Annotated in this window: 7 protein-coding genes; 6 read left to right on the top strand and 1 reads right to left on the bottom strand. The window is 75.7% G+C overall.

Annotated elements, in window-relative coordinates:
* Positions 1 to 88 precede the first annotated feature (88 nt).
* Positions 89 to 1,399: an alpha/beta fold hydrolase gene (locus ACWEQL_RS36875; protein ID WP_452155004.1), complete on the bottom strand. Its 1,311-nt coding sequence runs from the start codon at positions 1,397 to 1,399 to the stop codon at positions 89 to 91.
* 888 nt (positions 1,400 to 2,287) lie between these two features.
* On the opposite strand from ACWEQL_RS36875, the gene ACWEQL_RS36870 reads away from it, so the two are divergent.
* The 6 genes from ACWEQL_RS36870 (at position 2,288) to ACWEQL_RS36845 (ending at position 11,461) form a co-directional block, all read left to right on the top strand.
* Positions 2,288 to 4,438: an amylo-alpha-1,6-glucosidase gene (locus tag ACWEQL_RS36870; protein WP_452155006.1), complete on the top strand. Its 2,151-nt coding sequence runs from the start codon at positions 2,288 to 2,290 to the stop codon at positions 4,436 to 4,438.
* A gap of 207 nt (positions 4,439 to 4,645) precedes the next feature.
* A complete protein-coding gene (locus ACWEQL_RS36865) occupies positions 4,646 to 5,461 on the top strand; it encodes an NUDIX hydrolase (protein ID WP_452155002.1) in 816 nt (271 codons plus the stop codon).
* Between the two features lie 231 nt (positions 5,462 to 5,692).
* On the top strand, positions 5,693 to 7,063 hold the full coding sequence (locus ACWEQL_RS36860; protein ID WP_452155000.1) for an ATP-binding cassette domain-containing protein: 1,371 nt from the start codon (positions 5,693 to 5,695) through the stop codon (positions 7,061 to 7,063).
* A 3-nt stretch (positions 7,064 to 7,066) separates the two neighbouring features.
* The gene (locus ACWEQL_RS36855) at positions 7,067 to 7,981 is read left to right on the top strand and encodes a hypothetical protein (RefSeq protein ID WP_452154998.1); all 915 of its coding nucleotides are present in this window, start codon (positions 7,067 to 7,069) and stop codon (positions 7,979 to 7,981) included.
* Positions 7,982 to 8,235: 254 nt separating this feature from the next.
* On the top strand, positions 8,236 to 9,174 hold the full coding sequence (locus tag ACWEQL_RS36850; RefSeq protein WP_452154996.1) for a FadR/GntR family transcriptional regulator: 939 nt from the start codon (positions 8,236 to 8,238) through the stop codon (positions 9,172 to 9,174).
* Positions 9,175 to 9,811: 637 nt separating this feature from the next.
* Positions 9,812 to 11,461 carry an RNA polymerase sigma factor gene (locus ACWEQL_RS36845; RefSeq protein ID WP_452154994.1) on the top strand — a complete coding sequence of 550 codons (1,650 nt, stop codon included), beginning with the start codon at positions 9,812 to 9,814 and terminating at the stop codon, positions 11,459 to 11,461.
* The last annotated feature ends 418 nt before the right edge of the window (positions 11,462 to 11,879 follow it).

Raw genomic sequence — 11,879 nt, 5'->3', positions numbered from 1 at the left:
CTTCGGTCGTCACAACCCGAATGCTGGACACCCTTCCTGCGTGTCCGGAGCAGAACCAGCAAAGCCAGCCGACTTCGGAACTACTCGTCTAGGCCTCCCCGCGCACCATCGCGATCAGGCGGTCCAGGACCTTGCCGCCGCTCACCCGCAGACCGTCGTGCTCCCACTCGTTGGTGACCCAGACCCGCAGGCCGCGCACGCCGCGCGCGGTGGCCAGCGAGTCGGCGGTGTCGACGTACATGTCGTCGTGGTAGACCGCCGCCACCACCGGCACCTCGTTCCCGGCGAGCTTCGCCGGGTCGTACAGGTCCGGCCAGTCCGTGCGGGCGGCGAGCAGCTCCGCGGTCTCCTTCAGCGGGCGCAGCGTCGGGTCCGTTTCGAACAGGGCGGGGTAGATCATCTCGCCGGTGAACAGCACCGGGGCGCCCGACTCCAGGGCCGCCTCGGCGTCGAACTGCGGGAACTCCTTGCGCACGCGCTCCGCCGACCAGGCCGTCCCGGCCGGGTCGACCGACCGCTGGCCGTAGATCGACTCGTGGAGCACCGCGTACAGCGGGCCCTCGGCGAACGAGAGCCTCGCCTGTACCCCGGCGAGGAAGGTGTCGGAGAGCTCGGGGCCCTCGACGCCCTCGACCCAGGCCTCCTCCAGCAGGTAGTGCAGGACGTCCGAGCCGGAGCCGCTGCCCAGCAGCATGCCCAGGCCCTGGAACGCCTCGACGGTCAGCAGTCCGCCGTCCGGGAGCCGCGCGGGCGACGCGGCCAGGTGCGCGGCGATCCGCCGCACCGCGGCGACGTCGTGCGGGTAGCGCTCGTAGTGCCCCTCGTTCTTGCGGACCACCCGGGGGTAGGCGGCGCGGTAGACGTCGTCGGCCGAGCTGCGCAGGCCCGCCAGACCGCCGGTGATGAAGGCCTCGCACAGTCCCTGCGGGGCGATCGAGAGGTAGGTGAGGGTGCAGAACCCGCCGAAGCTCTGGCCGAGCACGCTCCACCGCCGGTCGCCGACCAGCCGGCGGCGGATCAGCTCGGCGTCGCGCACGATCGAGTCCGCGCGGAAGTGCGCCAGGTAGTCCGCCTGCTCCTGCGGCCCGCCCCGGCGGGCCAGCGTCTGCCGGTTGGCGGGCGTGGACCGCCCGGTGCCGCGCTGGTCGAGCAGCAGCACCCGGTAGTCGTCGAGGGCGCGCACCAGCCAGGTGTCGCGGCCGAGCGGTCGGCCGGCCTTGCCGCCGGGGCCGCCCTGGAGGAACAGCAGCCAGGGCAGGTCCTCACTCTCCCGGCCGGACGCCACCACCTCGCGGGCGTACACCTCGATCTGCTCACCCTGCGGAGAGGAGTGGTCGAGCGGCAGTTGGAAGACGTGATCGGTCGTGACAATCCCGGGCAGCCGGCTGGCGGTGGACATACAACTCCTCGGTTTCTGCTGGTCACAGCGGTCACGTCGCCGTCCACGGTGTTGCCGGTGCGGGCGCCGCGCCCCTCGCACCGTATCCTGGCGGCGGTCGGGCGCGGGGTTCGACGGTCGTGGCCCACGACCGGCGGATCAGGGCCCTTCGGCCGGAGCGGGGGAGCTCCGGCCGGCGGACGCGGCCCGAGTGCCGTTCGGCCGGGAACGACACCGTGACGGCTGGTCGTACGGGGGTGTGGCCCTGCCACGGGCCCGGACGAGTCGGTCCGGTGCGGGCGGTGCGGCGTTACCTGCGAAGGGTCAGAGGCGTTCAACCCCTGGAGCAGCCGGGGAGCCGGCGCTTCCGTCGGCCTGCCGGCAGCCCCGGACCGACCCGTACGGCCGACCGGGTCGGCACGGCCGCACGGTCGGTACGGCTGACGGGCCGTACGACCGACGGCCGCACGGCCCGCCGGACCACGGCCGGCGCCGTGCCCGGTCCCCGGGACGGCCGCCCCCGACCGGGGCCCCGGCGACCACCGTCCGGCACCGCCTCGAAACAGGCGGTGGCACCACCGGGCGGGGCGCCCGAACGGCACGGCGGGAACGGCGTGGGCCGGGCACGGCACACGGCAGGACGGGCGGTACGGCGCCGGGCAGCGCGCTGCCGGGCGGAACGGGGACGGTGCCGGGCACGAAGGGGTGCCCGACGCCACGGCGGGGCCGGTACCGGAGCGGTACGGGCGCCGCACGGCACGACCCGGCGACGGGTACGACCGGGAACGGCAGCCGACCGACGGGTGATTCCGCCGGCCCGGCGACGACGACACGCGAACGATCACGCTCGCGGCCCACCGGCCCCACCGGCCACCGGACCGCCGAGGGGAGGAGAGCCCGGTGACCGCCATGAGGCCACCACAGGCCATGCCGGCCGAGACCGTACTCGGCGGCGCGCCGAGACCGGTCGCAAGACCCGACCAGACCCCGGCGGGCACCGCCCCCGGCACACCTCCGGGCCAGTCCAGGCCGGCGGCCCCGCCGCGCCCGCAGCCCGCCGCCGTCCACCACGCGGTGCTCTGCGTCAACGCGCCCGCGATGGCGGCCTCCGGCCCGGACGGCCAGCTGCGCGGACACGGGCTGCACGGCTTCTACCGATCCGGGGTCCGCGTACTGGCCCGGATGGAGCTGCGCCTGGGCGGTACGGAGCCGCTGCCCCTCCAGGGCACCCTGACCACCGCCGCCGAGGCCCGCTTCCTGGGCGCGGTCCGGCTCCCGGGCGACCTCGACCCCGATCCGGCGCTCACCGTGGAACGGCTGAGGCACGCCGACGGCCTGGAGACGATCACGGTCCGCAACAACGGCAGCCGGCCCGCCAGGCTGCCGCTGGAGCTGGCGGTCGGCACCGACCTCGGCCCGGTCGGCGAGATCGCCGCGGGCCACCGCTCACCGGACCTGCCCGGCCAGGTGCAGTCCGCCGGACTGCGCTGGAGCGGACAGGGCCACAGCGCCACCGTCATCGCCAAGCCGTCCCCGCACGCCGTCCTCGCCGGCGCCGGAGTACTGCGCTGGGACCTCGAGGTGCAGCCCGGCGCCCGCTGGTCCGTCGAGCTGCGCACCGAACTGGAGACCACCACCCCGGCCCCCCGGCCCCCCGGCGGGCGCGGCCCCGGCGTCCCGCTGCCGTGGGCCGAGCCCGAGGTCCGCAGCGACGACCCGCGGGCCGAGCTGGTGGTGACCCGTTCCCTGGAGGCCCTCGGCGGGCTGCTGTTCGCCGACCCGGACCGGCCCACCGACCTGTACCCGGCCTCCGGGGCCCCCTGGCGCTTCGGACTCGCCCCGGCCGACGCGCTCTGGGCCGCCCGGATGACCCTGCCGCTCGGCACCCGCCTGGCCGCCGGGACTCTGCGGGCCCTGGCCCGCCGTCAGCACCAGGCGGCCACGGCCGGCCAGGCCCCCGCCGGTCAGGCGCAGCGGGTCGAGGGGCTGCTGCCCGGCGCGCTCCGGCACGCCGGCCCCGAGCTGCCGCCCACCTGCACGGCCACCGAGGCCACCCTGCTGTTCATCACGGTGCTGGCCGAGGCCTGGCGCTGGGGCCTGCCCCGGCCGGAGGTCGCGGAGCTGCTCCCCGCCGCCGAGCGGGCGCTGGGAGCGCTGCGCGGCGGACTCGTGGACGGCTTCGTCACGGACCTCGGCCGCCCGGCGGAGGAACGGTCCGCCCACCCGGTCGCGGCCCGCGCCGAGGTCCAGGCCCAGGCCCACCGGGCCGCCCTCCAGGGCGCCGAGCTCCTGAACGCGTTCGGCCGGCCCGGCGCGCGGGAGTGGCGGGAGTGGGCGGCCGAGCTGCGCGGCCGGTTCCGGGAACGGTTCTGGATCGACGACCTCTCCGGCGGACGTCCCGTCGCGGCCCTGGCCCCCGGCGGTCAGCAGCTGCCGGCGGTGGCCTCCTCCCTCGTCCACCTGCTGGACTCCGGGCTGACCGAGGAGGGCGGACGGCACGAGGGCCTGCTGGACCGCGAGCAGACCCGGCTGCTCGCCCAGCGGCTGGTCGCCCCGGAGCTGGACAGCGGCTGGGGCCTGCGCACGCTCAGTGCCAAGTCCGCCCGGTTCAACCCGCTCGGCCACCGCAGCGGTGCCGTCCGCGTCCACGAGACGGCCCTCGCGGTCGACGGCCTGGTCGCGGCCGGGTACGAGAACGAGGCCGGCACGCTGATGGAGGGCCTGCTCGGCGCGGCCGCGCACTTCGAAGGGCGGCTCCCCGAGATGTACGCGGGGGAGCAGCGCACCCCCGGCTGCCCGCCGGTCCCGCACCCGGCCGCCTGCCGTCCGGCGGCGGTCTCGGCGGCCGGGGCGGTGCACGCGGTGTTCGCGCTCGTCGGGGTGCGCCCCGACGTGCCCGGTGGTCGGGTCCTGGTGCGTCCGGCCGGCACCGCGCCGCTCGGCGAACTGCAGCTGACGGGGCTGCGGGTCGCGGGCGAGCCGTTCTCCGTCCGGGTGAGCCGGATCGGCGTCGCGATGGTGGAGGAGGCGCCCGCCGAGTTGCAGCTGGTCGCCCGCTGAGATCCGTCGGGCCGGGCCGCGCCGTGCCGTGCAGGGCCGCCGGGCCGGGTCGGGCCGCGTCATGGCGGCGGTCGGCGGCCTCGGGCCTGTGGCGCCCCGGGCCTGTGGGCCCGGCGCGCGGGCCCCGCCGCCTCCCGTTCGCGGGGGATCGGCGGGGATCCGCTCAGGCCTGTGCTTATCGTCAGAGAGACGACTATGATCGTCGCCATGTCTCGCTATGACCCGTCGGCCTTCCCCCCGTTCGCTGTCACGGTCGACCTGGTGGTGCTGACGGTGCGGGACCACGCGCTGTGCGCCCTGCTGGTGCGACGGGGCGAGCCGCCCTTCCAGGGCTACTGGGCACTGCCCGGAGGCTTCGTCCGCCCGGACGAGGGCCTCGCCGAGGCCGCCTCCCGGGAGCTGGCCGAGGAGACCGGGCTGCGCGCGCACTCGACGCCCGGCCACGTCGAGACGGGTCACGCCGTCCCCGCGCCCGGGGCCGGTCACCCCACCGTGGGCCACGGCCCGGCCGGCACCGGCACCGCCGGCGCCCACCTGGAGCAGCTCGCGACCTACGGGCACCCGCAGCGCGACCCCCGGATGCGGGTGGTCAGCGTGGCGTACCTGGTGCTGGCGCCCGACCTGCCCACGCCCCGCGCGGGCGGCGATGCCAGCGGCGCGCGTTGGGCGCCGGTGGGCGAGCTGCTCGGGCAGGCGCCCGTCGACGGCGTCCCGCTCGCCTTCGACCACGGGCTGATCCTGGCCGACGGGGTGGAGCGGGCCAGGTCCAAGATCGAGTACTCCTCGCTGGCGACGGCCTTCTGCCCGACCGAGTTCACCGTCGGCGAGCTCCGCCGGGTGTACGAGGCGGTGTGGGGCGTGGCCCTGGACCCCCGGAACTTCCACCGGAAGGTCACCGGTACCCCGGGCTTCCTGCTGCCCTCCGGCGGCACGACGACCCGTCAGGGAGGCCGCCCGGCCAAGCTGTTCACGGCCGGCGGCGCCACCCTGCTCAACCCGCCCATGCTGCGCCCGGAGTCCTGACCGGCGCGGCTGCCCCGCAGGTGCGGCCCGGACCGTCACGGGCCGGGTCGCAGGATCGGATTGTCCCCTGATCGGGTGAGGTGTGCGGGCAGCGGCCCCGCGCCGCTTCCGTAATGCCCGGAATCCTCCTCATCGGCCCCTAGTGTGCTGGCGCGGGGGGTGAGGCCGAGTGTGCCGACGACACCGCAGCGCGCGGACCGGGTCGGCCGGAGGGCATGGGAGCAGCCAGCGATGATCCAGATCACCGGACTGACCAAGGTTCACCGCAGGGGCGCTCCGCCGGCGCTGCTCGACCTGACCTTCGACGCCCGGCCCGGCATGGTCACGGCCCTGCTGGGCCCGGAGGACGCGGGCAAGACCACGGCCGTGCGGATGATGGTCGAGCTCGAACGCGGCCAGGGCGTCACGCTCTTCGGCGGTCGCACCTACCGCCGCCTGCGCCGCCCGGAACGGGAGGTCGGCGTCCTGCTCGCCGAGGCGGGCACGGCCGCGGACACGGCGGCGGGTGCGGGGACCGGGACGCCGGGCGGCATGACCGCCGGCCACCCCGGCCGGCGGGCCCGCGCGCACCTGCGGATGCTGGCGGCGGCGGTCGGCGTGCCGGCCCGGCGGGTCGACGAACTGCTGGAGCAGACCCGACTGGCGGCCGTGGCAGAGCAGCGGCTGCGCGCCTTCTCGCCCGGCATGCACCGGCGGCTGGCCCTCGCCGCCGCGCTGCTCGGCGAGCCGAGGTCCCTGCTGCTGGACGCCCCGACCGAGGGTCTCTCGCCGCGCAACGTCGAGTGGTTCCACTCCTTCCTGCGCTCGTTCGCGGTCGCGGGCGGGACGGTGCTGGTGACCACCCGCACCCCGCAGGAGGCCGCACAGCTGGCCGACCGGGTCGTCACCCTCGACCGGGGCCGGCCGGTGGCCGACCAGCCGGTGACGGAGTTCCGCCGCACCAGGCTCAGCCCGGAGGTCGCGGTGCGCGGCCCGCAGATGGCCCGACTGGCCGACCTGCTGGTGACCCAGGGGGCCCAGGTGCGGCGTGACGGCGGGGCGAGCCTCGCGGTGGCCGGGATCGGCCGGACCGAGATCGGCGAACTGGCCTACCGCCACGGCATCCTCCTCCACGAGCTGGCCGACCGGGTGGTCGAGCAGCCCGCACCCCGTGCCGCCCTGCCCGTCGCCTCGGGCCGCTCCGGTCAGGTCCGGCTCCGGAGCGCCTCGGCGCCCGCCGGGCCGACGGCGCCCGCGGCCGTGCCCGCCCCCTCGGCCGCGCCGCCCGGCGAGCGCACACCGGGGCCGACGGACCGTTCCGGCCTCCTCGACGCTGCGCCGACCGTCGCGGTGAAACGCCTCTTCCGCGGTGGTCGTGACGGCCGCGGCACCACGGACCGCAGCACCACGGAACGCGGCACCCCGGACCGCAGCGACCTCACGGCGCCCACGGTCCCCGCCGACCGCGGCGGGCGCCCCGGGGGAGCCCCCGGCGAGGGGCCGCTGAACGCCGACACCGTCCGCCTGCGCCACCTCGGTGCGAACCCCCACACCACCCCGGCGGCCCCCACAGCCCCTTCGACCCCCGCGACCCCCATGACCCCTGACCACCGGAGCGAGTGAACCGTGCGTGTACTGGCCTACGAGCTGCGACGCCTGCGCGGCCTGCGTTCGACCTGGCTCCTCCTCGGCGCCGTCCTGCTCTGCGACGCCGCCGTCGCCGCCGTGCTGGCCCGGCAGACCCCCGACGGGGCGGTGGGCGGCGCGGCGGGCGTACGACTGCTGACGGCGGCCGTACCGCTGATCCCGCTGCCGTTCGCCGCGCTCGGGGCCGGGGCGCTCGGGGTGCTCTCGTACGGGCACGAGGTGCGGTACCGCGGCCTGGCGGCCTCCCAGGTCCCGTACCTGCGGCGGGTGCGGCTGCTGCTGGCCAAGCTGGTGGTGACCGGCGCGGTGGCCGGGGTGCTGGCGGTGGTCACGCTGGCCGTGGACGCGGTGGCCGCGCACCTCGCGCTGTCGCCGGCCGCGCCGGTGACGGCCCGGCTGGAGCCGGCGACGCTCGCGCCGCAGGTGGCCGACGCGTTCGCGGCGGTCGGCCGGTCCGGGTTCGCCGATCTGCCGGAGGCGTTCGCGCCGCTGGCCCTCGGGGCCGCGCACGGGGCGCCCGCGGCGCTGCTGGCGTTCGTCCTGCTGGTCGTGGTGGCGGGTTGGACGGGCGTGCTGACCGCCGCGCTGACCCGCAGCGCCGCGGCCGGGGTGCTGCTGCTGTGCGCGCTGCCGCCGCTGCTGGAGACCGGGGTGGCGTTGACGCTGCGGCAGGCCGGTGCCGCCTGGCCGGCCCGGGCGGCCGAGCTGCTGCCCTTCCAGTCAGGCCTGGAGTGGGCGTACGCCTGGGTGTACGGCGGGGACCGCGGGGTTGCGGGCGGGCCGGACGGTGGTAGTGCGCTGAGCGATCCCGTTCTGCTGGCGGCGATGACCGCGCCGGCGCTGGTCCTGCTGCTGGCCTGCCTGCTGGTCCAGACCCGCCGGCGCTGCCTCTGAGCGGGGCCGCACCCGGACGGGCCGGACACTCGACGGTCCGTCAGGTCGGCTCGTCACAGGGCCCCCTGGCCTCCGGCGCTCCCGGTTCGCCGAGGTCCCCCCGGCTCTCCGGCGCCCCTCCGGGCGCCGAGGGCGGGGGCCGTGCGGGCCGTGCGCCCACCGAGGGTTCGTCAAGATCGAACAGCTGTGACCGGATTGCGCGGTTCTTCCTGATAAGAAGTCAATTATCCAGTCACGGCCGATCACCCTTTCGTGTGCTTTTCACGAGAATTCTCAAGCTGCGCCCGCCGATCGCCGACAAAGGACCTGTGAGTACCCTTGCGCACCCCACCATGACCACCGCCCGCCCCGCCGACGGCGCCATCCACGGCACCGGCCCCGGCGACCTGGACCGCTTCTCCTACGCCGACCGGCCGATCCCGCCGGCGCCCCGCTGGGAGGGCGCCGAGTCCGACCTCGCCCGGGTCGGCCGCAAGACCACCAGCAGCCGCGGCCGCGGACTGCACGGCCAGCTCGTCCAGCAGCTCGGCCAGATGATCGTCTCCGGCGACCTCGGTGCCGACCGCCCGCTGGTCCCCGAGGAGATCGGCCAGCGCTTCGAGGTCTCCCGCACCGTCGTCCGTGAGTCGCTGCGGGTGCTGGAGGCCAAGGGCCTGGTCAGCGCCCGGCCGAACGTCGGTACCCGGGTCCGCCCGGTCGGCGACTGGAACCTGCTGGACCCCGACATCATCGAGTGGCGCGCCTTCGGCCCGCAGCGGGACGAGCAGCGCCGGGAGCTGTTCGAGCTGCGCTGGGCGATCGAGCCGCTGGCGGCCCGCCTCGCGGCCGGCCACGGCCGGGAGGACGTCCAGCGGCGGCTGGTCGAGCTGACCGAGATCATGGGCCACGCCGCCGCCCAGGCCGACCTCTCCACCTACTCGCGGGCCGACGCCGAGCTCCACGTGCTGGTCCTGCAGATCGCGGGCAACCGGATGCTGGAGCACCTGTCCGGCATCGTCTCCTGCGCGCTGCAGGTCTCCGGCGGCCCGGCCACCGCCTGCGAGCGGCCGTCGGAGGCCTCGGTCAGCCTGCACGCCCGGCTGGTGGACGCGCTCGGTACCGGTGACGGCACCGCGGGTGAGGCCGCGATGCGGGCGCTGCTGACCGTCCACCCCGAGATCGAGCCGTCGGTGCCCGGCCCGCGGGAGCACTGAGCCGCGCCGCGTGACGTCCGGGCGGACCCGGGCGGGACGGCCGCACCGCCGCACCGACCGCCGACCCCGCCCGCGGCCCCACCCGCCGCGCCGCCCGCCGTGCCACCGCCCGCCGTGCCATCGCATGGCGCGTCACCGCCCGCCGTGCGCCGCCCGCCGTGCCACCGCCCTCCGGCCGACCCCGCCCCAGCGCGGCGCAGCCGGAGGGCCGCACCGCACCCGGCGACCCCCGGTGCCCGACCTCGGGCGGCCCCGGTACGGCGCGGTCCGGGGCCCGCGAGCGGCCGCCCGACGAGCGCCCCGCCGGTTTCGGCCGCGGTACGGGATGATGGATGGGAGGCCTCGTGTGGCGCGTGATGACGGATGTGTCCCCAGTGACGGATCCGGTGTGACCCGCGACACGAACGCCATGCGTAACACTTGACGGGTAGCAGCGATGTGTACGGAGCGGAAGCAGCTCCGGAATACCCCAACATGCCAGAATGCTGTGTTGGTCTGCGGCGCTGCTGCCGTCCTGCAAACCCAGTCCCCAAGCCCGAGTCGGTCGGAATCGACACCGCGCGTCCGACGCGCGATTTCCTTCCCCGCCCGCTCGGGCGGCCGGTACGGGTTCGGAGTCCACTCATCGTCCGAGAGGTTGTTCGTGTCGGCCAGCACATCCCGTTCGCTCCCCCCCGAGATCGCCGAGTCCGCGGCACTGCTGGCGCTCATCGAGCGGGGCAAGGCCCAGGGGCAGATCGCCGGTGATGACGTGCGTCAGGCCTTCGAGGCGGACCAGATCCCGGTGACCAAGTGGAAGAACGTCATGCGCAGCCTCAATCAGGTGCTGATTGAGGAGGGCGTGGACCTCATGGTGAGCGCGGCCGAGCCGGCCGGCGCCAAGCGCAAGAGCGTCGCGGCCAAGAGTCCCACCAAGCGCACCGCCACCAAGGCGGTCACCACCCGGACCCCGTCCGCCCCGACCAAGCCCCCGGTGCGCATCGCGCCCGGCGCGCCCGTCGCCGCCCCGGCGGTCGCGGCCGCCGTGACGGCGCCGGTTCCCACGGTGTCCGCCGAGGTCCCGGCCGAGGCGTCGGTCACCGTCGTCGAGGCGAAGGCGGCCCCGGCGAAGAAGGCCGCAGCCCCGGCGAAGAAGGCCGCGGCCAAGAAGACCGCGGCCCCGGCCAAGAAGACCGCCGCCAAGAAGACCGCCACCGCCAAGGGGGCCAAGGGCGACGAGGAGCTGCTCGGCGAGGAGGAGCTGCTCGAGGACGTGGCCCTGCCCGGCGACAAGCCCGCCGCCGAGGGCGAGACCGCTCCGGAGGAGGAGTCGGAGGGCTTCGTCCTCTCCGACGACGACGAGGACGACGCGCCCGCGCAGCAGGTCGCGGTCGCCGGTGCCACCGCCGACCCGGTCAAGGACTACCTGAAGCAGATCGGCAAGGTCCCGCTGCTCAACGCCGAGCAGGAGGTCGAGCTCGCCAAGCGCATCGAGGCCGGCCTGTTCGCCGAGGACAAGCTCTCGGCCGCCGACAAGCTGGCCCCCAAGCTCAAGCGCGAGCTGGAGATCATCGCCGAGGACGGCCGCCGCGCCAAGAACCACCTGCTGGAGGCCAACCTCCGCCTGGTGGTCTCGCTGGCCAAGCGCTACACCGGCCGCGGCATGCTCTTCCTGGACCTGATCCAGGAGGGCAACCTGGGTCTGATCCGTGCGGTCGAGAAGTTCGACTACACCAAGGGCTACAAGTTCTCCACCTACGCCACGTGGTGGATCCGCCAGGCGATCACCCGCGCCATGGCCGACCAGGCCCGCACCATCCGCATCCCGGTGCACATGGTCGAGGTCATCAACAAGCTGGCCCGCGTCCAGCGCCAGATGCTCCAGGACCTGGGCCGGGAGCCCACCCCGGAGGAGCTGGCCAAGGAACTCGACATGACCCCCGAGAAGGTCATCGAGGTCCAGAAGTACGGCCGTGAGCCCATCTCGCTGCACACCCCGCTGGGCGAGGACGGCGACAGCGAGTTCGGTGACCTGATCGAGGACTCCGAGGCGGTCGTCCCGGCCGACGCGGTCTCCTTCACCCTGCTCCAGGAGCAGCTGCACTCGGTGCTGGACACCCTGTCCGAGCGCGAGGCGGGCGTGGTCTCGATGCGCTTCGGCCTGACGGACGGTCAGCCGAAGACCCTGGACGAGATCGGCAAGGTGTACGGGGTCACCCGTGAGCGCATCCGCCAGATCGAGTCCAAGACCATGTCGAAGCTGCGCCACCCGTCGCGTTCCCAGGTGCTGCGCGACTACCTGGACTGATCCCCGGACCGGGGCCTGTCCCGGCGACGGCCACGAAGAGGCCCGGAGCTCTCCGCTCCGGGCCTCTTCGCATGCCCGCGCACCGCACGCGCCCGCCCACGTACCGCACGCGCCCGCCCGCGCACCGCACGTGCTCGCGCACCGCACACGCTCGCCCACCCCGGGAAGCGCCCGCCGTTGGGCCGGTGGCGTCAGCGTCCGGGTGGCGGCTGTCGCTCGTCCGGGTGGCCGTCGGCCGGGAACCGGTCGCGTACGGTATCCGCTCGCCTACGCTGTGCCGGTTGCCTGCTGCCGAGCCATCTGGAGAGACGGTGCTGCCCAACCCGGTCCGAGCGGATCTGCCGACCGCCGCCCCGCCCCCGGCCCGGACCGCCGCCCCGCCCCCGGCCCGGACCGCCGGCCGGAGCCCGGCCGGGCT

Source organism: Kitasatospora sp. NPDC004240, from assembly GCF_053603215.1.
This window is presented reverse-complemented; position numbering and strand designations above follow the sequence as displayed.

Bases quoted from the DNA above. Each gene is read 5' to 3' on its own strand.
- ACWEQL_RS36875 (WP_452155004.1), bottom strand. From the start codon at position 1,399: ATGTCCACCGCCAGCCGGCTGCCCGGGATTGTCACGACCGATCACGTC.
- ACWEQL_RS36870 (WP_452155006.1), top strand. From the start codon at position 2,288: ATGAGGCCACCACAGGCCATGCCGGCCGAGACCGTACTCGGCGGCGCG.
- ACWEQL_RS36865 (WP_452155002.1), top strand. From the start codon at position 4,646: ATGTCTCGCTATGACCCGTCGGCCTTCCCCCCGTTCGCTGTCACGGTC.
- ACWEQL_RS36860 (WP_452155000.1), top strand. From the start codon at position 5,693: ATGATCCAGATCACCGGACTGACCAAGGTTCACCGCAGGGGCGCTCCG.